Annotated in this window: 19 protein-coding genes, 1 tRNA gene and 2 pseudogenes; 9 read left to right on the forward strand and 13 right to left on the reverse strand. The window is 50.7% G+C overall.

Going from position 1 to position 25,279, the window contains the following annotated elements:
• Positions 1–68: 68 nt before the first annotated feature.
• On the forward strand, positions 69–1,034 hold the full coding sequence (gene rlmF / locus JC793_RS00300; RefSeq protein WP_166706770.1) for a 23S rRNA (adenine(1618)-N(6))-methyltransferase RlmF: 966 nt from the start codon (positions 69–71) through the stop codon (positions 1,032–1,034).
• A 348-nt stretch (positions 1,035–1,382) separates the two neighbouring features.
• Here rlmF and JC793_RS00305 read toward each other — a convergent pair.
• From JC793_RS00305 to JC793_RS00315, 3 genes and pseudogenes are all read right to left on the reverse strand, one after another.
• Positions 1,383–1,964, reverse strand: a pseudogene (locus JC793_RS00305) (integrase core domain-containing protein); the annotation flags it as partial.
• A gap of 424 nt (positions 1,965–2,388) precedes the next feature.
• Positions 2,389–3,306: a hypothetical protein gene (locus JC793_RS00310; protein ID WP_218427099.1), complete on the reverse strand. Its 918-nt coding sequence runs from the start codon at positions 3,304–3,306 to the stop codon at positions 2,389–2,391.
• 61 nt (positions 3,307–3,367) lie between these two features.
• The gene (locus tag JC793_RS00315) at positions 3,368–3,514 is read right to left on the reverse strand and encodes a hypothetical protein (protein WP_218427100.1); all 147 of its coding nucleotides are present in this window, start codon (positions 3,512–3,514) and stop codon (positions 3,368–3,370) included.
• A 79-nt stretch (positions 3,515–3,593) separates the two neighbouring features.
• Here JC793_RS00315 and istA point away from each other — a divergent pair, with 79 nt between their 5' ends.
• Positions 3,594–4,622: an IS21 family transposase gene (gene istA / locus JC793_RS00320; RefSeq protein WP_218427102.1), complete on the forward strand. Its 1,029-nt coding sequence runs from the start codon at positions 3,594–3,596 to the stop codon at positions 4,620–4,622.
• On the forward strand, positions 4,619–5,407 hold the full coding sequence (gene istB, locus JC793_RS00325) for an IS21-like element helper ATPase IstB (RefSeq protein ID WP_218427104.1): 789 nt from the start codon (positions 4,619–4,621) through the stop codon (positions 5,405–5,407). Before istA ends, istB begins: the two co-directional genes overlap by 4 nt.
• A gap of 63 nt (positions 5,408–5,470) precedes the next feature.
• Here the strand turns inward: istB and JC793_RS00330 are convergent.
• A pseudogene (locus JC793_RS00330) lies at positions 5,471–5,659 on the reverse strand (Arm DNA-binding domain-containing protein); the annotation flags it as partial.
• Positions 5,660–5,823: 164 nt separating this feature from the next.
• Positions 5,824–5,918, reverse strand: a tRNA-Sec gene (locus tag JC793_RS00335).
• A gap of 241 nt (positions 5,919–6,159) precedes the next feature.
• On the opposite strand from JC793_RS00335, the gene prlC reads away from it, so the two are divergent.
• Positions 6,160–8,208, forward strand: coding sequence for an oligopeptidase A (prlC, locus tag JC793_RS00340; RefSeq protein ID WP_046895319.1), 2,049 nt, complete (start codon positions 6,160–6,162; stop codon positions 8,206–8,208).
• Positions 8,209–8,211: 3 nt separating this feature from the next.
• Positions 8,212–8,970: a 16S rRNA (guanine(1516)-N(2))-methyltransferase RsmJ gene (rsmJ, locus tag JC793_RS00345; protein WP_166706774.1), complete on the forward strand. Its 759-nt coding sequence runs from the start codon at positions 8,212–8,214 to the stop codon at positions 8,968–8,970.
• Between the two features lie 123 nt (positions 8,971–9,093).
• Here the strand turns inward: rsmJ and gdhA are convergent, their stop codons facing one another.
• Positions 9,094–10,434 (reverse strand): NADP-specific glutamate dehydrogenase, encoded by a 1,341-nt coding sequence (gene gdhA, locus JC793_RS00350; protein WP_166706775.1) that lies wholly within the window; start codon positions 10,432–10,434, stop codon positions 9,094–9,096.
• A gap of 368 nt (positions 10,435–10,802) precedes the next feature.
• Positions 10,803–11,240: a universal stress protein UspA gene (gene uspA / locus JC793_RS00355; protein ID WP_004904570.1), complete on the reverse strand. Its 438-nt coding sequence runs from the start codon at positions 11,238–11,240 to the stop codon at positions 10,803–10,805.
• A gap of 349 nt (positions 11,241–11,589) precedes the next feature.
• Here uspA and uspB point away from each other — a divergent pair, with 349 nt between their 5' ends.
• Positions 11,590–11,925, forward strand: coding sequence for a universal stress protein UspB (uspB, locus tag JC793_RS00360; protein WP_046895322.1), 336 nt, complete (start codon positions 11,590–11,592; stop codon positions 11,923–11,925).
• Between the two features lie 74 nt (positions 11,926–11,999).
• Here uspB and pitA read toward each other — a convergent pair whose 3' ends face one another.
• Positions 12,000–13,490 carry an inorganic phosphate transporter PitA gene (gene pitA / locus JC793_RS00365; RefSeq protein ID WP_046895323.1) on the reverse strand — a complete coding sequence of 497 codons (1,491 nt, stop codon included), beginning with the start codon at positions 13,488–13,490 and terminating at the stop codon, positions 12,000–12,002.
• 253 nt (positions 13,491–13,743) lie between these two features.
• Here pitA and JC793_RS00370 point away from each other — a divergent pair, with 253 nt between their 5' ends.
• On the forward strand, positions 13,744–14,946 hold the full coding sequence (locus tag JC793_RS00370) for a BaiN/RdsA family NAD(P)/FAD-dependent oxidoreductase (RefSeq protein WP_218427108.1): 1,203 nt from the start codon (positions 13,744–13,746) through the stop codon (positions 14,944–14,946).
• Positions 14,947–15,644: 698 nt separating this feature from the next.
• Positions 15,645–16,343 (forward strand): pirin family protein, encoded by a 699-nt coding sequence (locus JC793_RS00375; RefSeq protein ID WP_052927142.1) that lies wholly within the window; start codon positions 15,645–15,647, stop codon positions 16,341–16,343.
• 68 nt (positions 16,344–16,411) lie between these two features.
• On the opposite strand, the gene pckA is transcribed toward JC793_RS00375, so the two are convergent.
• The 4 genes from pckA to JC793_RS00395 all read right to left on the reverse strand — a co-directional run bounded on the left by pckA (position 16,412) and on the right by JC793_RS00395 (position 21,718).
• Positions 16,412–18,031 carry a phosphoenolpyruvate carboxykinase (ATP) gene (gene pckA, locus JC793_RS00380; RefSeq protein WP_218427110.1) on the reverse strand — a complete coding sequence of 540 codons (1,620 nt, stop codon included), beginning with the start codon at positions 18,029–18,031 and terminating at the stop codon, positions 16,412–16,414.
• A 202-nt stretch (positions 18,032–18,233) separates the two neighbouring features.
• Positions 18,234–19,124 carry an Hsp33 family molecular chaperone HslO gene (gene hslO, locus JC793_RS00385; protein WP_046895326.1) on the reverse strand — a complete coding sequence of 297 codons (891 nt, stop codon included), beginning with the start codon at positions 19,122–19,124 and terminating at the stop codon, positions 18,234–18,236.
• 25 nt (positions 19,125–19,149) lie between these two features.
• Positions 19,150–19,566 (reverse strand): ribosome-associated heat shock protein Hsp15, encoded by a 417-nt coding sequence (gene hslR, locus JC793_RS00390; RefSeq protein WP_052927143.1) that lies wholly within the window; start codon positions 19,564–19,566, stop codon positions 19,150–19,152.
• A 28-nt stretch (positions 19,567–19,594) separates the two neighbouring features.
• The gene (locus tag JC793_RS00395) at positions 19,595–21,718 is read right to left on the reverse strand and encodes an IgaA/UmoB family intracellular growth attenuator (protein WP_166706780.1); all 2,124 of its coding nucleotides are present in this window, start codon (positions 21,716–21,718) and stop codon (positions 19,595–19,597) included.
• A gap of 342 nt (positions 21,719–22,060) precedes the next feature.
• Here JC793_RS00395 and nudE point away from each other — a divergent pair, with 342 nt between their 5' ends.
• Positions 22,061–22,615, forward strand: a complete 555-nt coding sequence (gene nudE, locus JC793_RS00400) for an ADP compounds hydrolase NudE (RefSeq protein ID WP_218427112.1) — start codon at positions 22,061–22,063, stop codon at positions 22,613–22,615.
• Between the two features lie 122 nt (positions 22,616–22,737).
• On the opposite strand, the gene mrcA is transcribed toward nudE, so the two are convergent.
• Positions 22,738–25,263 carry a peptidoglycan glycosyltransferase/peptidoglycan DD-transpeptidase MrcA gene (mrcA, locus tag JC793_RS00405; protein WP_218427114.1) on the reverse strand — a complete coding sequence of 842 codons (2,526 nt, stop codon included), beginning with the start codon at positions 25,261–25,263 and terminating at the stop codon, positions 22,738–22,740.
• Positions 25,264–25,279: the final 16 nt, after the last annotated feature.

Raw genomic sequence — 25,279 nt, forward strand, 5'->3', positions numbered from 1 at the left:
TTCCCTTTCTTCAGTACCGGTATATGGTATCGTACGCGCCAGAAATACCTTTAAGAGAGCCCTTCACGGTGGAAAAAAAGAAAACCTTCCTGCAGCAGAAAAGCGGCTTGCACCCGCGTAACCGTCATCGCTCACGCTATGATTTCCCGGCGCTGATCGCCAGTTGCTCTGCACTGGAGCCGTTCGTCAAGCCGAACGCCTGGGGCGACATTTCGGTAGATTTTGCCGATCCTGCGGCGGTTAAAATGCTCAACCGTGCGTTGCTGCAACATTTTTATGGCATCGAATACTGGGACATTCCCGCCGATTATCTGTGCCCGCCGATCCCGGGGCGTGCCGACTATTTACACCATCTGGCCGACCTGCTGGCGACCAGCAACGGCGGTGAGTTCCCTCGCGGTAAAGGCGTGGCGATCCTTGATGTGGGTGTTGGCGCCAACTGTATTTATCCGATTATTGGCCTGCGCGAATACGGCTGGCGTTTTACCGGTTCGGAGATTGATCCGGTATCGCTCAATACGGCCAAAATGATCGTGGAGATGAATCCGGCACTGAGAAACGGTGTGCGCCTGCGTTTACAAAAACAACCCGAATTTATTTTGAACGGCATCATCGGCGTGGCGGAGAAATTTGATGCCACACTGTGTAATCCACCGTTCCACAGCTCTGAACAGGAAGCGCAAGCCAGCACCCGCCGCAAACTGCACAAACTGGGTAAAGGCGAGGTAGCCGACACGCCGGTACATAACTTTGGCGGCAAAAATAAAGAGCTATGGTGCGAAGGCGGTGAAGAAGCCTTTGTGCGTAAAATGGTAGAGGAGAGCGTTAGCCTGGCGCAAAACTGCCTGTGGTTCACCTCGTTGATTTCTAAAAACACTACCTTGCCTTCGATTTATCACGCGTTGAAGCTGGTGGGTGCGGCCGAAGTCCGTACCATTGAAATGGCGCAGGGGCAAAAAATCAGTCGCTTCGTGGCCTGGACTTTCCACGACGCACAACAGCAGGTCGCCTGGGCGACAGAACGCTGGCGTTAATTTCCCCGGTGCCGGTTATTTAACCGGCACCGATAAAACTTCGAATTTCCCTTTCAATTTCTGCATGTTGCGTTATTCTCAATATGTCTTCCAATACTAAAAATCTTAAAAAAGTTATTTATTCAAAATACAATAGTTACCTTACTTAATTGATATTTTAATCCGGTATACATACCCAACGTAATTCAAGCTGCAGGCTGAGCGCAACCTGCGGTTTGAATGAATAAGGGTATATATCCGTGATCAATTAAGATACTTGATTTTATGACGTTTGAGGATCAAGCTCCATCTCATAAAAATAGAACTGACCGCAGAACAACGGATCGCCCTTGAGGTGTCCACGTCCCCTTATCTGAAACAGTTCTGATTAGAGTTTTCCGGTTGCTTCCGGTAAAGCTCAGGCGGAAGATTACTCAGGCTTTCATGTGTCCGGTTCCGGTTGTAATCCTGCATCCGGAACCAGGCCATTTCTTTCACCTGACTCAGTGACTCAAACAAATACGCATTTAAAAATTCACGGCGGAATGAGCCGTTAAAACGCTCAATAAAACCGTTTTGTTATGGTTTTCCCGGCTGAATATAATTCAGAGTGACCTCATTTTCTGTACAAAACTGAACCAGTTTATCCGATATAAATTCAGGCCCGTTGTCCACCCGGATATATTCCGGTAACCCGCGTTCTTCTTTTAACCGGGATAAAATACGAATAATCCGCTCTGCCGGTAATGAAGTATCGACCTCAATTGCCAGGCACTCGCGGGTACTTTCATCAATAATATTCAATGTTTTTAAACGTTTACCGCAGTACAGACTATCGCTCATAAAATCCATTGCCCAGCCTTCATTAATTCGGGTTGCGGCAATTAACGGTACTTTTATTCGCTCAGGTAGTTTTTTCTTTACCCGCCGTTTCAGGTTTAAGCCCAGCTGGCGATCACAGGAGTCGCATTTAATAGGCAATGGCATTGATATTAAATGAGTTTGTCTAGTTGGATAAATATCGGTGCCCCCATTAATGCCCCCAAGTTGGTTTTTGAGGTAGGAATGAGGAGATCCGCGGTTAAAGGTATTCCAACTTTTTTACAGTAATTTCACTACATATGATTTTTCTAATTTAGTCATGAAAAAGGTAGCTTTCGATATTATCTCAGCTTTATCCTCTATAGATAAATTATGTATACAAATATTTCTTAACTGTCTTGCAGGTTTATTAGCCCAAATACCTTTACCACAACTAAATAAAATAGACACATCAGAATCTAACACATTAATATTAAAATGATTTCGTGCTAACCCAAGAATAAAAATGAAATTTTCATCGATATTATTCAGGTCGGTCTGTCATGGCATCTTATTAATGTTCAGTCTTCATAGATTGAACAAAGTATACCCATGAGTGCGATTTTTTATTCTTCGCGTGTTGAATGACTGATTTAACTCCATAATAAAGCCCGAAAGGGTTTAATATAGTTGGGAGTGGTAGATTACTAACTACTGCCTCAAAACTACTTTTTCTTATATTTGGCTTAATTTGCATAGCTAGCGCCCACAAGGTTGATTCTAAATCAGAATAAAGAGTTTTATCTATAGATTCTTTATTAGTTTCTATTGAGAAAAATTTGCGTCTAAATGCTTTTATGTTCTTATCTTCCCTTAATTCTAATATTTGATCCCAACTCAACTCTTCAAATTTAGGGACAATCAGTTTAGTTGTAAATACCTCATCTATTCTAGGTCCTTGCTGAGAAAAATTAACAGCCTGTGCAACTACAGGTGCAAAATTTATATGAAAGCTTTTAAACCGATTCTTCAATAGAAAATTAAAGCCAAGATCGGAACTTATGTCACTACCTATAATTCCAGCTGCTTTATACTCCTTATTATGATTATAAATTCCCATTTCCTCATCTATAAGAATCCTACCCCAAGAAAATTTTGAAATTTCATCATTATCAAAATCTGAAACATAGCTTCTCGCTTCACTATTTATTTTTTCTGGATTTTCAACAACATCCCATAGGTCGATAAATAAATCTTTAAATTTTTTATTTCTAGATAGCTTCAATTTTTCTTTTAGTATCATCTCATCGCTTGAAAGGGCCGATACATACTCATGTAGATTTGAAAATAAATCCCGTTCTCCAATAGGGCAACCGTACCTATTGAAAACTATCTGATCAAATAGAATTGCATATCGCTTATACATAGATGGAACACAAATATTTGAACGACGAAGATTCAGTGTGTTAGGAAATGATGAATAGACTTTCATTTTTTACCTTTAAAATTTTACCCTTACCAAGCTAGCTCCAACCTATTACCCCATCACCAGCTCACTTCTTTTTTTTACTCGTTTTCAGCAAATCTTTCAGCACCGCAATATTCACCCTTGCCCCCTCGACTTCTTTTAACCGACGGCGTTTTTGGGCAAAAACATTAAATACCGCTTTAGTTTTTTCATCAGCTGCTTTCTTTGTCACTACCGATGTAAAACTGACCCACCTGCCGATGTAAATCTGACCCACCTAAGGTAAAAATGGCAGTTTTAAGGCACTGCCAATGATGACATTGGAGACCAGAGTGGAGATTAGTGTTTTACACCGTCAGGGCATGTCGATACGCGCCATCGCGCGCCAGCTTTCATGCTCCCGCGAGACCGTTCGCAGATATATTCGTAGCCCGCTGCCCGTAGCGGATATGCGGTATAAGCCTCGAGCACCGAGACCCTGTAAGCTTGACCCGTTCAAGCCTTATATTCTTGAACGTGTCGCGGCAGCCAGGCCGCAATGGATACCCGCCAGTGTGCTACTGCGCGAGATCCGACAACGCGGTTACGATGGTGGCTACAGCATGCTGACGGCATTCTTGCAACCCATGAAGCAGCCTGTTACCGAGGAAGTCACGCGTTTTGAGACCGAGCCAGGCGTACAGATGCAGGTTGATTTCACCATTATCAGGCTGGGTCATAACCCGTTGCTGGCCTTTGTCGCCACCCTGGGCTGGAGCCGCGCGACTTTCGTCAAGTTCTACAGCAACCAGGACTCCGCTGCCTGGTGTGATGGCATTGAGTCTGCGCTCAGGTTCTTTGGCGGGACGCCGCATCAGTTGCTGTTCGACAACGCCAGGACCATCATTATTGAGCGGGATGTCTACGGCCCCGGCAAGCATCGCTGGAACCCGCAGTTGATGCACGTCGCTGAAAAGTATGGCTTTACTCCCAAGGTCTGCCGCCCCTATCGCGCCAGGACCAAGGGCAAGGTGGAGCGGTTTAACCACTACCTCAAAAACAGTTTTGTCATCCCCCTGGCCGCGACCTTCCGCCAGGCAGGACTGCTACTGGATGTGCCCGCTGCCAACGGCCGTATTGGCGAATGGCTGGTCACCGTCGCCAACATGCGCGTTCATGGCACCACCGGAGTACCACCTGAACAGCGGATGCCAAGGGAGCGTGCTGCGCTACTGCCGTTACCGAAGGTGATGCTGGCATTGCCCGCGCCGGTCCCGGCGGCCAAGTCGCGTCCGGTGCCGACCGAGAGCCTGCAACATCCTCTGGCAACGTACCAGGCCTTACTGGAGGTGCGGGTATGAACCTTCAGCATGACCGTATCGCAGCGCTCTGCGAACAACTCAAGCTCGACCGCCTGCCGGCAGAGTGGCCCGGTGTGGCACAGACGACCATCGACAACAGCGGCACGCATGCCGACTTCCTGGAAGCGGTTTTGCAGCTCCAGAATGATGGCCTGAACGAACGGCGTCGGCAGACCATTTTGCGGTTATCAGGTCTGCCGGTGATAAAAACGCTGGAACAGTTCGATTATGCCTATGCCAGCGGCGTGCCACGAAGTCAGATCCAGGAGTTGGCGGGGCTGGCATTCATCGAACGTCAGGAGAACGTTGTATTGCTCGGGCCTTCTGGCGTCGGCAAGACGCACCTTGCGACTGCCATTGGCTACAAGGCCGCGATGGCGGGTTTAAGCATTCGGTTCATCACCGCAGCCGACATGATGCTGCAACTGATGGCGTCGCACCGTCAGGGCGATCTGAAGGGGTACCTGAACCGCGTGGTAGGTAAACCTAAGTTGTTGATCATCGACGAAGTTGGGTATCTGCCGTTCGGTAAAATGGAAGCGAATCTGTTCTTTCAGGTTGTCGCTAAACGGTATGAATCAGGCAGCGTCATTCTGACCAGCAACCTGCCGTTTACCCAGTGGTCCGGAACGTTTGGTGATGATGAGACGTTGACGGCGGCGATGCTGGATCGGCTGCTTCATCATGCCCACATCGCACAAATCAGCGGCCAAAGCTATCGGCTGAAAGATAAGCTGAAAAGCGGTCAACTTCAGAAGAAAACTAAAGCAGTAGATCTCAATTAATTCAAAGGGGGTGGGTCAGTTTTACTTTGGCAGGGTGGGTCAGAATTCGATCGGTATTGACACTTCAGCAAGTGTCACGATAGGAAATACACCGAAAGCTAATCTTTTTTCTTTACCACTGAAGCGATACTTCATTCTCCAGTAACGTGAGCCTTTAGCTGTAACTTCAAGGTATAAACCACCACCATCAAAAAGTTTATATGACTTTTCTTTATGCTTTGCAGTCTCTACCTGACGGGCGGTTAATGCCATTGGGGGCACCTCATTTTGGGGTAAATTTTTAATGCCCCCTCATATGCCCCCATAAACCTATTGATGTAGGTTGAGCTAGGTTGACATCAGGAGACTGAAAAATGTATTAATAGTTGGTATTATAAGGGATTAGTTGAGCTTTGTGGAGTTGTATTGAACTTGAGTGGCGGAAGATCACAGGAGTCGAACCTGCCCGGGACCGCTGGCGGCCCCAACCGGATTTGAAGTCCGGCCGCCCCACCGGGGACGATGATCTTCCGTTTTGAGGTTGCACAGTATACGCTTTCCGGCAGGGATTCAAAAGTTCTCTCTCGTTTTTTCCTTTGAGGTACATCAGTATCGTGCGATTTTTTACGGGAATGATTTTTAATCAGCTTAATAACACGAAAAATCATTGAACTTGCCGGTGTGTATCCCCATCTTATAGAGAGTTTCGATTTTCATTTTTCATGTGTATGTGCGCCGCGGCGGACGTGCACCAGCAGCCAACAGGATGGTTTATGATGAACCCTTTGCTTACCCCGACCCAGAATCAGTTACCGGCATTTTCTGCCATCAATCCGGAATGTATTGTGCCTGCGGTGAAAGAAACGCTGGATAATTATCGTCAGACGGTAGAGCAGGTGGTGAGTCATGCACCTGATTTTACATGGGAAAATGTGTGTGTTCCGCTGGCGGAAGCCGGCGATAAATTATCCCGTGTCTGGTCGCCGGTCGGTCATCTGAATTCGGTCAAAAACAGCCCTGAACTGCGCGAAGCCTATGAGCAGTGTCTGCCTCTGCTGTCTGAGTTCAGTACCTGGATGGGTCAGCATGAGGGGCTGTATAACGCGTATAAATCACTGAAAAACAGCCCGGCGTTTGCATCATTATCTCAGGCGCAGCGCAAGTCAGTGGAAAATTCCCTGCGTGATTTTGAGTTATCCGGTATTGGTCTGCCACCGGAGAAACAGAAGCGCTACGGTGAGATTTCAGCCCGTCTGTCCGAGCTGGGGTCGCTGTTCGGCAATAATGTGCTGGATGCAACCATGGGCTGGAGCAAGCTCATCACCGATGAAAGCATGCTGGCCGGTCTGCCGGAGAGTGCGGTTGCTGCTGCACAGGCACTGGCAGAATCCAAAGGTGAGAAAGGCTGGTTGTTTACTCTGGATATGCCGAGTTATCTGCCGGTGATGACTTACGCGGATAACCGCGAACTGCGCAAAGAGATGAGCGAAGCCTACGGCACCCGAGCTTCCGAGCTGGGGCCGAACGGCGGCAAGTGGGACAACAGCAGTGTGATGGCAGAGATCCTGGCGCTGCGTCATGAACTGGCACAGTTACTCGGCTTTAAAAACTACGCAGAAAAATCCCTCGCCACCAAAATGGCGGAAAACCCGCAGCAGGTGCTGGATTTCCTGAATGATCTGGCGGAGCGCGCTCATCATCAGGGTGAGCAGGAAGTCGCTCAGCTGGCCGCCTTTGCCAAAGAGCATTACGGCGTTGATAAACTCGAGCCGTGGGATATGGCCTATTTTGCCGACAAACAGAAACAGCATCTGTTCTCTGTCAGTGATGAGCAACTGCGTCCGTACTTCCCGGAAGAGAAAGCGATCAGCGGGTTGTTTGAAGTGATCCGCCGGATCTACGGGATCACCGCCAAAGAGCGTTTCGGGGTGGAAACCTGGCATCCGGATGTTCGCTTCTTTGATTTATTTGATAAGAACGGTGAATTACGCGGCAGTTTCTATCTGGATCTGTATGCCCGCGAGCACAAACGCGGCGGGGCGTGGATGGATGACTGCATCGGCCGTATGCGCCATAAAGATAATTCACTGCAAAAACCGGTCGCGTATCTGACCTGTAACTTTAACAAACCGGTCGGCGGCAAACCGGCGCTGTTTACCCATGATGAAGTGCTGACACTGTTCCATGAGTTCGGACACGGTCTGCATCATATGCTGACACAGATTGATGTGGCGGATGTCTCCGGCATCAATGGTGTGCCGTGGGATGCGGTCGAACTGCCGAGCCAGTTTATGGAAAACTGGTGCTGGGAGCCGGAGGCACTGGCCTTTATCTCCGGTCACTATGAAACCGGTGAGCCGCTGCCGCAGTCACTGCTCGATAATATGCTGGCGGCGAAGAATTATCAGTCTGCGATGTTTATTTTGCGCCAGCTGGAGTTCGGTCTGTTTGATTTCCGTCTGCATGCGGAATATGACCCGGCAACCGGTGCGCAGGTAATGCCGACACTGCTGTCTGTGAAAGAGAAAGTCTCTGTGGTGCCTGCTGCGCCGTGGAACCGCTTCCCGCATGCCTTCAGTCATATCTTTGCCGGGGGTTATGCAGCCGGTTACTACAGCTACCTGTGGGCGGACGTGCTGGCAGCGGATGCATTCTCCCGCTTCAGTGAGGAAGGCATTTTCAACCCGGTGACCGGGCAGTCTTTCCTGGATAATATTCTCAGCCGGGGTGGTTCGGAAGAGCCGATGGTCCTGTTTGAGCGCTTCCGCGGCCGTAAGCCGGAACTGGATGCGATGTTAAAAGGCTACGGAATCAACGGGTAATACGTGAAGATTCGTTTACAGTGTGAACAGGGCGCAGACAGCTGCGCCCTTGATGTATTGGCGGCGCGGTGGGGTCTGGAACATGACGATACCGCGCTGATGGCGCTGGTGCTGACGGCGGAAGGGCTGGAGCTGCGCAAGTGTGATGAACCGAAGCTCGGCGGGATCCGTGTGGATTTTGCCGGAGGAACGATGGCACACCGGCGCCGTTTCGGCGGCGGACGTGGTGAAGCGGTGGCAAAGGCTGCCGGGATAAAGAAATCGTATATTCCGTCGGTCGTGGACGCGACAGCCGGTCTGGGACGTGATGCGTTTGTTCTGGCGTCGCTGGGCTGCCGGGTACGGATGATTGAACGCCATCCGGTCGTTGCGGCACTGCTGGATGATGGTTTACAGCGGGCTTACCGGGACAGTGAAATCGGTGAATGGATGCAGGAGCGGATGATCCTTATCCATGCGTCCGGGATTGATGCGCTGGCGGATATCACACCACCGCCGGATGTGGTCTATCTCGACCCGATGTATCCGCACCGGCAGAAAAGCGCGCTGGTGAAGAAAGAAATGCGGGTGTTTCAGTCGCTGGTGGGCGCGGATGAGGATGCTGATCTTCTGCTGGCGCCTGCACTGGCGCTGGCAACCCGTCGTGTGGTGGTGAAACGGCCGGATTATGCGGAGCCGTTAGCCGGGCAGAAAGCTGCGGCGGCGGTTGAGACAAAAAATCATCGTTTTGATATCTATCCCTGTGTGAAAGCAGAGGGATAACACTGAATAATATCTGAAAAGGGGACAGGGCAGTTCCCGTTTCGCGAAGGGGTAACAAGTGAGACTTCCCGCTTGTCATACCCCCTTCGGCACTGTGACATTGTTCAGTAACAGTTTACAGACTTACAGCACACCCTGCGCCAGCATGGCATCAGCGACTTTTACAAAGCCGGCGATATTCGCACCCTGCACATAGTTGGTCTGTTTTTCCTCACTGCCGTACTCAACGCACGCATTGTGGATATCCAGCATGATGTGATGCAGACGCTCATCCACTACGTCACGTTTCCAGCCGAGACGGACGGAGTTCTGTGACATTTCCAGGCCGGATGTTGCCACGCCGCCCGCATTCGCGGCTTTGCCCGGTGCAAACAGCACATTTGCGGCCAGGAAGGCATCGGTTGCCGGGATAGTCGTCGGCATGTTTGCGCCTTCCGCCACGGCTTTAACACCGTTTTTGATCAGCACTTCCGCATCTGCCAGATCCAGCTCATTCTGAGTGGCGCACGGCAGGGCGATATCCACCGGTACAGCCCACGGGGTCTGACCTTTCAGATACACCAGTCCGAACTCTTTTGCATACTCTTCCACACGGCCGTAACGATCTTTGATTTCGGTCAGACGCGCCAGTTTTTCGGCGGTGAAACCGTCTTCATCGACGACAGTACCGGAGGAGTCAGACGCAGTGATCACTTTCGCACCCAGCGACAGACATTTTTCGATAGTGTACTGCGCCACGTTACCGGAGCCGGAAACTGCAACACGCATACCACCGAAGCTCATACCGTGACGTTCCAGCATGGCCTGAGTGAAGTAAACCAGCCCGTAACCGGTGGCTTCCGGACGGATCAGACTGCCGCCGAAGGAAAGACCTTTGCCGGTAAACACACACGCGGTGTTGTTGGACAGTTTTTTCATCATCCCGGCCATGTAACCGACTTCACGGCCGCCGACGCCGATATCACCCGCAGGTACATCGGTATCCGCACCCAGATGACGGTACAGTTCGGTCATCAGTGCCTGGCAGAAACGCATCACTTCACCCTGACTTTTGCCTTTCGGATCAAAATCAGAGCCGCCTTTCCCGCCGCCCATCGGCAGTGTGGTCAGGGCATTTTTCAGTGTCTGTTCAAAGCCGAGAAATTTAAGGATGGAGAGGTTCACGGACGGATGGAAGCGCATGCCACCCTTAAACGGGCCGATGGCTGAGCTGAACTGCACACGCCATGCGCGGTTTACCTGCACCTGACCCTGATCGTCAACCCAGGTCACGCGGAACTGAATCACACGCTCCGGCTCAACAAAGCGGGCGAGCAGATTCTGATCACGGTACTGCGGATTTTTTTCAAGAAACGGCCACAGTGTGGAGAAGACTTCGCGCACGGCCTGGAGGAATTCCGGCTGTGACGGGTCACGGCGCTGAACACTTTCCAGAAACGATTCCAAAGAGATAAAGTTACTCATGTTGATTTCCTGTCTGTCATGCCCTTCTCATTTCATGCAGCAGTTATGCAGGCCACACTTGTCTCCCGGGGCAGGTTCTCCGGAATATTTCTGCGTACGGCATATCTGTGACACGAATGATATCGGGTTACGTTACTTTGTGAGGTATCCCGAACATTTTTGTTTTATTTTTCGAATAATGTGAGATGTGTTTGCATTTACCACTTGAATTTATCTCTTGTTTATATCCTGTTTTCAAGCTGTTTTTTTCATATATAACAAAAAAAATTCATTGACGGCCTTTTTCACTGATCCGGCTGCCGTATTTTCAGCCAAAAAAAATGCCTGCATAAGCAGGCATTTCAGATGAATAATTTTTCAGCAGATGATTATGCGTTATCATCATCCCGCAGCGGAACAATTAACATATCGACATGAACGGTGTTAATCAGCTGACGGGCGGAAGACATCAGTTTGCTCCAGAAATCCTGGTGGTGTCCGCAGACAACCAGATCCATATCATATTTTCTGATGGCATCGACTAATACCTGGCCGAGATCACCGCTGCCGCTGAGCATTTCCTGAATCTCGTAACCGGAATTTTTTGCCAGATTCTTCAGTGAATTACTGGTTTCTTCAGTAATACGCTGCTGCATATCACCCAGGTTTACATCGATAAGTCCGGTGTATAAGTCAGAATAATTGACATCAACGTGGATCAGAGAAACTTTGGCGTTGTAAGGTTTTGCCATGGAAACTGCTTTGCTTACCAGCACTTCACTTTCAGGCGAAAGATCGACTGCGACCAGAATATGTTTATATGCCATAAGAAACTCCTTCCGTTCAAAGGGTTAAGGGGTTGGCAGGGCTTGCGCCGCTATCCTTTATGAATACTATAACTGCTTAATATCATTAAAGAGTGTAATGCGGATCACAACTCAATGCTTTTATCAGGCAGCAGAGAATGTCTGATTTATAAGATATACCAGTCTGCACACTTCTCACAAGGATGAGAGTGGCAAAACGGATATTTTCAGGAGATTATCGTGAAAGAATACGAGAGTTTGTGGAACTTCACAGCATTGTCCATACTGAATACATAAAATACTGTCAGTATGATGTGATAGACACTGATATCACCGGTCCTTTCTCCGCAGATAGTCTAAGGAGTGGATTATGTTCAGTATACTTACACTGTTCTGGGCGTTATGTTTTCTCTGTCTGATTAACATGATCCGGTTTTATTCATCCACCCGGGCATTGCTTTCTGTCCTGCGTGACAGCGACCCGCTGCTGTACCATGCTGTCGGCGGTAATAATGCGTTCACTGACCACACTCAGTGGCAGAAACAGCTGCGCCTTATCCGCTATATCAACCAGCGGGAATATCTCACTCATCATGATCCTGAAGTGGTTTTACGCTGTGAACGAATCCGTCGTCAGTTCACCATGATCAGTGCGATATGCGGCATTGTCATTGCTTCACTGCTGATGATGATTATCTGGCCGTAAGGGATAACCGGATACGAAAAAAAAGCCTGACACATGTGTCAGGCTTTTCAGTTTCAGAGGATGGCAATCTGCGGTCAGATGATTTGCAGAGAGATCCAGTAAAGTACGCCGGACAGCACGATAGACACCGGCAGTGTCAGAATCCAGGCCAGCATGATGTTTTTGATGGTTTTGGTCTGAACACCACCACCGTCAACAATCATCGTACCTGCCACCGCAGAGGAGAGCACCTGGGTGGTGGACACCGGCATCCCGGTATAACTTGCCACACCGATGGAGACAGCCGCGGTGACCTGTGCAGATACGCCCTGGGCGTATGTCATGCCTTTCTTACCGATTTTCTCACCGATAGTCACTGCAACACGTTTCCAGCCGAACATGGTACCCAGAGAGAGTGCCAGTGCGACAGAAATGATGATCCAGATAGGGGCATACTCAACAGTATTCAGCAGGTCATTGGACAGACGTTTCAGGAAACGCGCATCTTCCGGTTTGGTTTCCGGTAATTTCGCCACTTCTGCGGCGGTATCCGAAATACACATCAGCAGACGGCGCATCTGGCTGCGCTGTTCCGGTAATAAGTCATCATAGGTATGAATATTACCGAGCAGATCCTGAGCTTGTCTCAATACGATGCCGGTACGCGAGCTGTCACAGTGGAACTGCTCATTGAGAACGGTATTCTCAGTGTTCAGTGCCGGTGTCAGCTCAATGGCGTGTGCCAGTGCTTCCCTGTGGGTGGTGTAATACTGCTCCAGGTTGACCACGGCATCGCGCGTACGGGCGATTTCGTAATCACTGGAATTCATATTCACCATAAAGCCGGCAGGCGCCACACCAATCAGAACAAGCATAATCAGACCGATACCTTTCTGCCCGTCGTTTGCGCCGTGTGAGAAACTGACACCGACTGCGGAAAGGATAAGGGCGGTACGCGTCCAGAAAGGCGGTTTGCGTTTGCCGTCTTTTTTCTCACGTTCTGCCGGTGTTAAGTGGATACGGCGGCGTTTCTTCGTGCCGCTCCAGTAGCGGCGCAGGAACCAGATCATTAATCCGGCAATGACCAGGCCGACCAGCGGTGACAGAATCAGAGAAAGGAAAATACTGATCATTTTCGGAATATTCAGCGCATCAACCACGGAACTGTTGGTCACAATCGCGTTGGTCAGGCCGATCCCGATAATGGCGCCGATCAGGGTATGAGAACTTGAGGCCGGGATACCGAAGTACCAGGTGCCCAGGTTCCAGATGATAGCGGCGAGAAGCAGGGAAAAGACCATGGCAAGACCATGGGCCGAACTGACGTTCAGCAGTAAGTCCGTGGGCAGAAGATGCACGATCGCATACGCCACGCTCAGACCGCCGAGCAGTACCCCGAGGAAGTTAAACACACCCGCCATGACGACAGCAAGCTGCGCGCGCATTGCACGGGTATAGATAACAGTTGCTACCGCGTTTGCGGTATCATGGAAGCCGTTAATGGCTTCGTAAAACAGCACAAAGATTAGTGCCAGTACTAATAAAAGGCCGGTGTGAAATTCCAGGCCTGTAAATAGATGTAGCATAGACGTTAAGCCAGTTGTTGGACATGAACGCGGCGCATTATCAGCGACAAATGCGTCACGGGGAAGTGAAATATGGCCTTTTTTTGATTTGATACCTTTATCAAATCAGCTTAAGGAATTATTAATCCTTGTATATCATCGGATTAGTCTCCTTTATTGGAAATAATAAATTTCAGGCCCGATTTAATCATCATGACAAATTTAAGACATTTATCGGAATTTCTCCACATTTTAAGACACAGAGAACACTATTTTGGAAAAGTTTGACGCGATTGTAATAGGTGCGGGTGCCGCCGGGCTGTTCTGTGCCGCGCAGGCAGGGCAGCGCGGACTGCGGGTGCTGGTGCTGGATAACGGCAAAAAAGCCGGGCGGAAAATCCTGATGTCCGGGGGCGGGCGCTGTAATTTTACCAATCTTTATACCGAACCGGCGGCGTATCTGAGCAAAAACCCGCATTTTTGTAAGTCAGCGCTTGCCCGTTACACACAGTGGGATTTTATTGCCCTGGTGCAGAAATATCAGATTGCGTATCACGAAAAAACCCTCGGTCAGCTTTTCTGTGATGATTCCGCACAGCAGATCGTTGATCTCCTGCTGGCGGAGTGTGAACAAGGGAACGTGGTTATCCGCCTGCGCAGTGAAGTGACGGACGTGCAGAAACAGGGCAACGACTTCTGTGTGACGGTGAACGGAAAAGTTGTGAGTGCTCACTCACTTGTGGTGGCCAGCGGCGGATTATCGATGCCGGGACTGGGGGCGACTCCGCTGGGTTACCGCCTCGCGGAGCAGTTCGGCCTGCCGGTATTGCCGACCCGCGCCGCACTGGTGCCTTTCACGCTGCATAAGCCGCTGCTGGAGGCCTTACAGACACTGTCCGGTGTGGCAGTACCTGCTACCGTTACCGCACAGGACGGTACCCGTTTCGCTGAAAATATCTTATTTACCCATCGTGGCTTGTCAGGCCCTGCAATTCTTCAGATTTCCAGTTACTGGCATCCCGGGGAGTATGTGAGTATTAACTTACTTCCGGGCACTGATCTGGCGGAGTTCTTCACTGTACAGCGGGAAAAACACCCGAATCTGAGTCTGCGTAATGCGCTGGCGAAGCTGTTACCAAAACGGCTGGCGGAGTGTTTACAGGCAACCGAGGATCTGCCGGATATCACCCTGAATCAGTTATCCAAAGCCGCACAGCAGGAGATCACCGAAAAATTGCAGAACTGGCAGGTGCAGCCGAACGGTATAGAAGGCTACCGGACAGCGGAAGTGACGCTCGGCGGCGTGGATACACAGGTACTCTCCTCCAAAACCATGGAAGCCCGCGATGTGGCCGGTCTTTATTTTATCGGTGAAGTAACCGATGTAACCGGCTGGCTCGGTGGTTATAACTTCCAGTGGGCATGGAGTTCAGCGTGGGCATGTGCGCAGGCACTGCCGTTTTCGCCGGATGCCTAATCCATGATAACCCTATGGAATTATTTAATTTTATTAAAATAAATCACGGTATCAGTGGGTTAACAGAAAACATCAGTGATTATATGAAATATTGAGCAAAAAGTGCTTTACAAATGATACTGAGAACCATTATCATCAAATCACTTTCAGATGACCACCTTCAGGGTTCAGATGAAAGAACGACATTGCTCACATTGCTTCCAGTGTTTATTTAGCCAGCCCAGTGCTGGCTTTTTTTTCCCTTTTTCCCCGGGGCCATTCGCGCCGCAGGTGCGTTGGCTTTTCTGCGTCATCCTCCGGCCTGTGGCTGTGTTGGCTTTGTTCGGCTACCCCGGTCACATACTGATGTATGCTCCCGGGGATATCCTCACTTCGCCGCCTTGCCACAAGCCGGATGATTTAGCAGATTAATTTTTCTGTTTTTCTGTTTTTCTGTTTTTCTGTTTTTCTGTTTTTGACAGAGTTGAAGTACATAAGGGATTAATCGGCAAAAAAGGAAAGTGTGAAGCGGCAGGGATGTGTCAGCGGCTTTCCGCTTTGCCGGTTATCCCGCCGCCCGGGTCTGAAAGAAGATGGTTTTAATGGTTATCCCCTCTCTCCACTTATTCAAATTTTTTGAATCCTTGCGTTAAACCCGGCTACTGGTGAAATTACCGGCAGGACGTAAACTTAACCTCATCAGATTGAGGAGAAAAATTATGATCTATGTACGTCCTGCAAATGAACGCGGCCATGCCAACCACGGCTGGCTGGACAGTTGGCACACCTTTTCGTTTGCCGATTACTATGACCGGGATTTTATGGGCTTTTCCGCCCTGCGGGTCATTAACGAAGACTTTATCGCGGAAGGCCAGGGGTTCGGCACTCATCCGCATAAAGATATGGAAATTCTGACCTATGTGCTGGGTGGTGCGGTTGAGCATCAGGACAGCATGGGGAATAAAGAACAGGTACCTGCCGGTGAGTTCCAGATTATGAGCGCGGGAACCGGGATACGTCACTCGGAATATAACCCGAGTAATGATAATCCGCTGCATCTGTATCAGATCTGGATTATCCCGGAAAAAACCGGTCTGACCCCGCGCTATGAGCAGCGCCGGTTTGATGCGGCGAACGGACGCCAGCTGGTGCTTTCCCCGGATGCCCGTGACGGTTCGCTGAAAGTCTTTCAGGACATGACACTGTGGCGCTGGACACTGGCTGCCGGTGAAGAGGGTGACTACCAGCCTCAGAGCGGACGGATGATCTGGCTCCAGGTGGTGAAAGGTGAACTGACCGTGAATGGTCAGACGGTAAAAACCAGTGACGGTGTGGCCGTATGGGATGAGTCGTTAATCAGCCTGAAAGCCGCGGAAGACAGTGAAATTCTGCTGTTTGACCTGCCGCCGGCACAATAAAACAGAAAGCCCCGGATCATCTGACCCGGGGCTACTGTGTTGCTCACACTACTTTTCTTGTTATCCGTTTACAGCGAAGGCCCTGCACTGACCAGAGCCTGACCTGACGGGGTGTCGGTATATTTATCGAAATTAGTTATAAACCGTCCCGCAAGATCTTCCGCTTTTTCCTGCCACTGCGCCACATTATCGTATGTGTTGCGCGGGTCGAGTATATGACTGTCGACACCCGGCAGCTCGCGGGGAATGGCCAGATTAAAGACCGGCAGCGTATGTTTCGCTGCTTTATCAATATCCCCACTAAGAATGGCGTCTATGATAGCACGTGTATTCTTAATTGAAATGCGTTTTCCGGTTCCGTTCCACCCGGTGTTCACTAAATAAGCTTTTGCTCCCGCCGCTTTCATCCGTTTAACCAGCACATCTGCATACTGTGTCGGGTGCAATGTCAGGAATGCCGCACCGAAGCAGGCGGAGAAGGTAGGGGTCGGCTCTGTGACGCCGCGCTCGGTACCAGCCAGCTTGGCGGTGAAGCCGGATAAGAAATGATACTGCATCTGCTCCGGTGTCAGTTCCGCCACCGGCGGCAGCACACCGAACGCATCGGCGGTCAGGAAAATCACATTGTTGGCGTGTCCTGCTTTGGAGACTGGTTTAACAATATTTTCAATATGGTAGATAGGGTAGGAAACCCGGGTATTTTCGGTTTTACTGCCGTCGTTAAAATCCACACTGCCGTCCGGACGGACAACCACGTTTTCCAGCAGCGCATCACGGCTGATGGCGTGATAGATATCCGGCTCTGCTTCCTCTGATAAATTAATCGTTTTGGCGTAGCAGCCGCCTTCAAAGTTGAAGACGCCGTCATCATCCCAACCGTGTTCATCATCGCCGATCAGTTTACGTTTCGGATCAGTGGACAGCGTGGTTTTACCGGTACCGGACAGGCCGAAGAAAACAGCCACATCACCTTTTTCCCCCACGTTTGCCGAACAGTGCATTGAGGCAATGCCCTGTAACGGCAGCAGGTAGTTCATGATGGAGAACATGCCTTTTTTCATCTCACCGCCGTACCAGGTACCGCCGATAAGCTGGATGCGCTCGCTCAGGTTAAATGCCACAAAGTTTTCTGAATTCAGCCCCTGTGCCTGCCAGTCAGGGTTCACACATTTCGCACCGTTCATCACAATGAAATCCGGTTCAAAATTGTGCAGTTCATTTTCATCCGGGCGGATAAACATGTTTTTGACAAAGTGTGCCTGCCAGGCAACTTCGGTAATAAAGCGGACTTTCAGGCGGGTATCGGCATTGGCGCCGCAGAACGCATCCACCACAAATAAACGCTTGCCGGACAGCTGACGGGTGATCAGGTTTTTCAGGGCGTTCCAGGTCTCTTGTGACAGGGGTTTGTTGTCGTTTTTACCTTTTCCCTGATCTGCCCACCAGACCGTATCACGGGTGAGATCATCTCTGACCAGGTATTTATCTTTCGGAGAGCGGCCGGTAAAAATACCGGTGTCCACCGCGACTGCACCGCTGGTGGTGACAACGCCGTGTTCGTAACCGGTCAGGCCGGGACGGGTTTCTTCATCAAAAAGTAAGTCATAACTCGGGTTATAGATTATTTCTGCGGCATCGCGGATACCATACTGCTCCAGTTCATTCACAGCCATTGTTTTTACGCTCATCCAAAGCCTCCGGGTTGTCGGAATATCTCCATATATCATAATTATTTACGACTGGTTAACAGCGATTGCTATCAAATAAATGAAAATCCGGAATTTATTTGACTTTATTTTGTGAGCTGACTCGATACCATAAGAAAAAATAAACAAAAAGGCCGCGCCCGGGAAGCCCGGCGCGGCCTGGTGTTGCGTCAGCTAAAACGAATCAGTGCAGAGAGGCGTTTTTCTCACTGCGGATTTCACGGATATCCTGTTCACTAAAGATATGGTGAGCACCGCAATATTCACACTCCATATCAATTTTGCCATCTTCCTGCAAAATATGATTAACATCGTCTTCCGGCAGCGTTACCAGTGTATCTGCGCATCGTTCGCGGGAACAACCGCAATGAAATGCTACCGGCGCCGGTTCATACAGCACAACGTCTTCTTCGTGATAGAGGCGGTACAGGATGGTTTCGGCATCCAGGGTAAAGAGCTCATCAGACGAAATGGTAGCGGTCAGCTGCATCAGGTGACTGAACATATTCTGTGTTTCTTCCGGGGTACGGGCTTCTGCCGATGACGGCAGTGCCTGTAACAGCATCCCGGCGGCCTGCATTTTACCGTCGTGTTCCGCAACGCGGACAAACAGGCTGGTCGGCAGCTGTTCAGACTGGCGGAAATAGGCATCCAGGCATGCTTCAAGGGTATCTCCCTCGAGAGCCACGATACCCTGATAGCGCTCACCCTGACGCGGTGTAATGGTGATTACCATAAAGCCTTTACCGATCATGTCGTGGAAACCGGCACCGGCAGGAACATCGCCGTTCATACGGGCGATCCCGCGCATCTGCTGGCGGTCGTTGCCGTTGATAACAGCGAGACGAACCGGGCCGTCTCCCTGGATCTGAACGGTAATATCCCCTTCAAATTTCAGTGTTGCGGTCAGCAGGCTGGTGCAGACCAGCAGTTCGCCGAGCAGGCGGCGGACAGGTTCCGGATAATGATGGTTATCCAGGATTTGCTGTAATGTGCCGGAAGCATTGACCAGTTCTCCCCGGACATCGCTTTTGTTAAACAGGAACCGGTGTAATGTATCTTGTCGTGCAGACATAATTTTCTCTCGTCTTAACCGCCGGTTATTCCGCGGTATCTGAATTACTGTGTTTAAATTTTAACAATGTCCGTCGTTCCTTTTTATCAGGACGTCGTTCCGGGTGCGGCATCGTCAGGGCATTCATTTTACGTGCAAGTGCGGTTTTTTCACGTTTTTCGATGCTCTCCGGGGTTTCTTCCCAGAGTTTTTGTGCCAGCGGTGCGCTCAGGCGTTTATCAGTGACGCCCAGCACGCGGATTGTCCGTTCATCATTTCCCTGACGCAGGACGATAACCGCACCGTTTTCGACCAGTTTGCCGGGCTTGGTCCGCTGCCCGTTATAATGAACCTTGCCGCCGTCAATCATGGTTCTGGCGATGGAGCGGGTTTTGTAAAACCGGGCCGCCCAGAGCCATTTATCGAGGCGGACAGGTTCTGTGACCTGTAAAGCCTGTTGCATGGTTACTCCGTGACAGACAGTGCAGCCGTTACGGCTGCACCTCAGAAGAAGGGTAGTCGTGCCGGAAACAGTTGTCGTAATAACGGCGGATATCAGCCATCCGGCGGCGGCGCTGACGCCAGCGGATAAACGTATATATACCGTTGATAATAACCAGAAGGGAAAAGACGACCAGTAAAACACAGCTGCCGATAAAGCGCGCCAGCATGACATTATCCGGCTGGAAGTGCAGCAGGATATGACGGGTGCCGTTGGCATCCACAGACACATCCGTGATGATGCCCTGAACCTCAAACGGGGTGTGCAGCAGCATATTGGAGAGCTTTTGCAGGGACTGCCAGTGCGCCAGCGGTGTCATTTCCTCGGTCTGTTCATTGACCGGGACGTTTTCCACCAGCGATTTGCCTTCATCACTGATCAGCAGCACACCACCCGGCGGCGGACTGTTCAGCCGCATCGCCGCATTTTCCACTTCTTTGTTTATAGCAGTAGATGTGGTGGCGATAACCAGCTTTTCCAAGGCCTCGGCGCTTGCCGGACGCAATAAAACATTTGATTGCTCCAGTTTACCGGCTCTGGCGCGGGCTAATAAATTTTCCCAGTTCGGGGAATTCCCCAGATTGACGAGGGCGTTTTTCAGCCGGACGCAGTCGCTGTTTTCAAATTCACATAACGCCTGGGTTTTCAGAACCAGTGAGGAGAAATCGTCCAGCAGGCTCATCCCGGAGCGGGTGATAACATTGCGCAGACTGTCATTCACTTTACGGGACCCGGCATCGGGATGCAGCTGGTTATTCAGTTCGGTAAGCAGTGCGGCGGCGCGATCAACCTGTTCGGATTCCGGAACCGGGAGCGGAGAGGTGTTGTTCCAGTAAATCCCTGAGCAGTCAAATGCCCGGAAATTGGGTTTGTCCTGGGCGGAGAGGTTCGGCGGCATATAGCACATCCCCACACCTTTGGCTTCCAGAAAATCCCCCACATAGAGCGGCATACTCTGGAGCTCACTGAAGTTTGTGGTGACTTTGGTGTCTGTGCCGGTCAGCCAGTTCAGGGCCAGTTTAAGCGGCAGATTGACCGGCTGATTACAGGCCAGAACCAGCAGGGCAAAGGCGCTGGTCAGGGTAATCAGCAGATTTTTTCCGTAACGGCGATAGGGAAACAGGATGGATTCCTCACGCAGGGAAAGGTATTTCCCCTGGCGGACAACCTGCTGATCTTCATACATTTCAATCTGAGTAACCGAGCCCAGATCCTGATGCAGCCAGGGTTCCCAGTGGCGCGGATAAATCAGGTCGATACCGCCGAGGGAAATGCTGTGTTTCTGGCTGTGATCAAAATCGCCGAACAGACCCCAGCGTTTCGGGATCCCCCGGTAGCACTGGATATCCCGCAGACGGCGGCGGTTACGGATCGGGATCAGGGATAATATAATCCCCGGCAGTAACAATCCGGCACCGGCCGCAATCATCCAGTAAAATAAAAACGGCGGCATAAAGACAGCAGTAAGTGCCGTCAGCACGCCGCAGATAATCAGCGTTCCGCTGATAAATCCGTGACTGTGCTGCAGGTTATATTCCTGCCTGCTCTCCCTGCGTGTGCCGAGAAACTCAATATCAGCATTGCTGTTAGTCAGTATCGCGGCCTGTACCGGTACGTTATTATTTTTTGTCATTAGTCCTGTCAGCGGGTAGTCATCCGTAAACTCACGTAAATCATGGCCGTTCAGCCCGACAATCATCGGCACCCGGGCGGTAAACATGACATCAATAACATTCGTGGCCTGAATGAATTCATCCAGAACCGCGGGCAGATAAACTTCGTTGCCCTCAATGTAGTAATGCCACTGCTGTCCGTTTTTTTCCGGGATAGCATAACGGTTGATGCGGTTACACAGGCGATAGACGTGATCATTTTTTCCGGGGAAAGCCGGTAATGTAAAATGCAGATCATCACTGACGGCCTGCCGGGCCGCACGGGTCAGATGGTACTCAATAGCCTGAATTTCATCGGTACCCGGCCGGTGATGTGTCAGACTTGCCAGTGAAGGTAAGACATAACCCGCACGGTGCTGTTTCCGCCGGCGGCTGATAACCGAAACCATTATAAGACAACCGATCACCAGAGCGGCCGCTATAATGAGGGTAATATTCATTTTTTCCCCGTTGCAATTGCCTGTGCAGCATAACAGTGAAAGAAGCTGTTAAAAAATCGGCCTTTTCTGATTATGCAAAAAAAATCATTTTAAATAACAGTCTGTTATAACTGGTTATTTTTACATTCACCTGTTGATTATGCTGTAGGTTATTGTTATTCATTCATCCCGTCCGGCGCTTTTCTTTGTCTCAGGAACGGGTAATATGAAGCAGAGCAATAAGTGAGTGAACCAGGGAATTTACCCCGGTTTTTACTTATTCGCAAAGCGGTACTGTTTGATGCTGTACAGTTTTACGCTGTATGGTTGTACTGCGTTTTTATATTACGTACTGAGGCATACATGGCTGAATTACAAAAACCGAAAATTATCCGCATCGAGACTGTTGCCCAATCCCGTCTGTTTACTGTCCAGTCTGTTGCACTGAAATTCAGTAATGGTGCGGAACGGATCTATGAGCGTATGCGTCCTGCAACCCGTGAATCTGTCCTGATTGTTCCTGTCATTAATAATGAACTTATCCTGATCCGGGAATACGCGGCCGGGGTGGACAGCTATGAGCTGGGTTTCCCGAAAGGCGCGATCGATCCCGGTGAGGATATGCTGACTGCCGCCAACCGCGAGCTGAAAGAAGAAATCGGCTTTGGTGCCCGGACTCTGACACCGCTGCGCCGGGTCACGATGTCCCCGTCCTATTTCTCCGGGCAGATGAATATTCTGCTGGCGGAAGGACTGTATCCTGAAAAGCTGGAGGGCGACGAGCCGGAGCCGCTGGTTCAGGAGCGCTGGCCGGTCAGTAAGATGATGGATCTGCTGACGCACCCGGATTTTAACGAAGCCCGCAATATTACCGCGCTGTTCCTGGCACAGAAATTTTTACAGCGTACCGGTCAGTGAACTATTTTTAACACAAATTGATTTGTGTTAATCATCGAAAAAAGACATACATTTGTGTTAAGTAACGGCGATTGAAAAAAAAGGGCTGCCTTCAGGCAGCCCTTCTGTTTCTATCCGCTTAATCAGAACAGCTCTTCGGAACCGCCGTCCTGCTGAATAATCGTCGTACCCACTTCTGACACGCCGTAATCTGTCGGTTCGGTGCCTTTAATAAAGTATTCGGAACGGGAGTTGGCGCCGGAGCCCAGTTTACCGGTGCTGCGGTTGATCTGAACGGAGATAATTCCCGGCGGCGGCGGATCTTTACGCTCCGGCACACCCTCCAGCGCAACTTTCATAAAGTCGTTCCAGATTGGCTGGGCGCTTTTCGCACCTGCCTCTCCACGGCCGAGATCACGGGCGTTTTCATCAAAACCAATCCAGACCGCCGCCACAATGTCCGGGCCGTAGCCGACAAACCAGGCATCTTTTGAGCTGTTGGTGGTCCCGGTTTTGCCGCCGAGGTCGCGGCGTTTGATATCCCGCATTGCCCGCCAGCCGGTTCCGCTCCAGCCCGGTTCGCCGTAGATATTGGAGTTCATGGCGTCTTTGATCAGGAAAGCGACCTGAGTGCTGACCACATGCGGAGCATACGGGGAATCACTGCCCGCCAGCGGTGCTTTTTCCAGATCGGCTTCCGGTGCTGCCGGCTGGTCATTCTCCTGCGGCTGGTTGTCTGATTGCGCCACATCCGTTTCCAGTGCGTCTTTGTTCAGACTGCTTTCCAGGTCATGTGAACCCTCGCCGTAAATCACCGGGATATTGGTGCACTGCGGACAGGCTATTTTCGGCTCTGCGGTGAACAGCGCTTTGCCATCCGCGCTGTCAATCCGGCTGATAAAATACGGATCAATCAAATAACCGCCGTTGGTCATGACCGCATAACCCCGCACCATCTGCATCGGTGTGAAGGAGGATGAGCCGAGGGCCATGGATTCGGTCCGGACAATGTTGCTGTCCGGGAAGCCGAAGCGCAGCAGGTAATCAGCGGCATAGTTCACGCCCATCGCCCGCATGGCACGAACCATGACCACGTTTTTGGATTGTCCCAGTCCCTGGCGCAGACGGATCGGGCCGTCATAACGCGGCGGTGAGTTTTTCGGCCGCCAGTCCGGGCCTGCGCCGTCCGCACGGACAATCGGCAGGTCATTGAGCAGGGAGGAGAGTGTCAGGCCTTTATCCAGCGCGGCGGTATACAGCAATGGTTTGATGCTGGAACCGACCTGGCGCAGGGACTGGGTGACACGGTTGAATTTGCTCAGTTCAAAATCAAACCCGCCGACCAGTGCGATCACCGCACCGTCTGCCGGATTGAGTGCCACCAGGGCGGAGTTGACGTCAGGAATTTGTGACAGCATCCAGCGGTCTTTATTCTGACGCACCCAGATCTGCTCGCCGGCATGAACCACGCCGTTTACCGCCCGCGGAGCCGGGCCCATGGCGCGGTCAGAGATAAATTTACGTGCCCAGCGCATGCTGTCCATGGTTAGGTCGATAGTGGAACCGTCTTTGAGCATCACCTGCGCGCGCCCGGCATCTGAACTGAGTACCACACCCGGATTCAGCGGGCCGTAAACCTGTAATGTCTTCAGTTTGCTCAGGATCTGTTCAGTATCCCACGGCATTCCGTTCTGCGGCCACAATACCTGCTGAGCCCCGCGGTAACCGTGGCGCATATCATAATCGATAATACCGTTATGAACGGCCTCTTCGGCGCTGAGCTGATCTTTGCGTTTGACGGTGGTGTAGACCTTATAACCATCGGTATAGGCATTTTCACCGTACTTTTCAATCATGGTCATACGAACCATTTCCGCCAGATACGGCGCGGAAAAATCGATTTCCGGAGCGTGATAACGGGCCTCGATAGGTTCACTGCGCGCTTCATCATATTGCGCGCGGGTAATGTAATTCTCTTCCAGCATCCGCGTCAGCACCACATTACGGCGGGCCAGGGCACGGGATTTGGAGTAAAGCGGGTTAAAGGTGGACGGTGCTTTCGGCAGACCGGCAATCACCGCAATCTCACTGAGTGTCAGCTGATCAAGGTTCTTACCGAAATAGACATACGCCGCCGCCCCCACGCCGTAAGCGCGCTGACCGAGGTAAATTTTGTTCAGGTACAGCTCAAGGATCTCGTCTTTGGTCAGTAACTGTTCAATACGGATGGCCAGGAACGCTTCCTTTACTTTGCGGATAACGGTTTTTTCCGGGCTGAGGAAGAAGTTACGGGCAAGCTGCTGTGTGATGGTACTGGCACCCTGTGATGCCCGTCCGGAGGTCATGGCAACCGATGCGGCACGGAAAATCCCGATCGGGTCGATTCCGTGGTGCTCATAGAAACGGCTGTCTTCCGTCGCGATAAAGGCATTTCTTACCATCGGCGGGATCTGGCTGAGTGTCAGCGGAATACGGCGTTTTTCACCGAATTGTGCAATCAGTTCACCATCTGCACTGTAGACCTGCATTGGTGTCTGTAATTTGACATCTTTCAGTGTGGCGACATCGGGCAGATCGGCCTCGACATATTTGTACATGCCATATATCGATGCTGCTCCAAGAAAAATGCAACAGACAACAAAGATCAATAAATACTTTAAGAACTTCACCTGAAAATTTCCGTTA

The sequence above is a fragment of the Morganella morganii genome, from assembly GCF_019242955.1.
Classification (GTDB): Bacteria; Pseudomonadota; Gammaproteobacteria; order Enterobacterales; family Enterobacteriaceae; genus Morganella; species Morganella sibonii.

Coding starts and splice junctions, on each gene's coding strand:
- prlC (WP_046895319.1), top strand. CDS start 6,160: ATGATGAACCCTTTGCTTACCCCGACCCAGAATCAGTTACCGGCATTT.
- gdhA (WP_166706775.1), bottom strand. CDS start 10,434: ATGAGTAACTTTATCTCTTTGGAATCGTTTCTGGAAAGTGTTCAGCGC.
- pckA (WP_218427110.1), bottom strand. CDS start 18,031: ATGAGCGTAAAAACAATGGCTGTGAATGAACTGGAGCAGTATGGTATC.
- JC793_RS00395 (WP_166706780.1), bottom strand. CDS start 21,718: ATGAATATTACCCTCATTATAGCGGCCGCTCTGGTGATCGGTTGTCTT.
- uspA (WP_004904570.1), bottom strand. CDS start 11,240: ATGGCATATAAACATATTCTGGTCGCAGTCGATCTTTCGCCTGAAAGT.
- pitA (WP_046895323.1), bottom strand. CDS start 13,490: ATGCTACATCTATTTACAGGCCTGGAATTTCACACCGGCCTTTTATTA.
- uspB (WP_046895322.1), top strand. CDS start 11,590: ATGTTCAGTATACTTACACTGTTCTGGGCGTTATGTTTTCTCTGTCTG.
- hslO (WP_046895326.1), bottom strand. CDS start 19,124: ATGTCTGCACGACAAGATACATTACACCGGTTCCTGTTTAACAAAAGC.
- JC793_RS00310 (WP_218427099.1), bottom strand. CDS start 3,306: ATGAAAGTCTATTCATCATTTCCTAACACACTGAATCTTCGTCGTTCA.
- hslR (WP_052927143.1), bottom strand. CDS start 19,566: ATGCAACAGGCTTTACAGGTCACAGAACCTGTCCGCCTCGATAAATGG.
- nudE (WP_218427112.1), top strand. CDS start 22,061: ATGGCTGAATTACAAAAACCGAAAATTATCCGCATCGAGACTGTTGCC.
- JC793_RS00375 (WP_052927142.1), top strand. CDS start 15,645: ATGATCTATGTACGTCCTGCAAATGAACGCGGCCATGCCAACCACGGC.
- istA (WP_218427102.1), top strand. CDS start 3,594: ATGATGACATTGGAGACCAGAGTGGAGATTAGTGTTTTACACCGTCAG.
- istB (WP_218427104.1), top strand. CDS start 4,619: ATGAACCTTCAGCATGACCGTATCGCAGCGCTCTGCGAACAACTCAAG.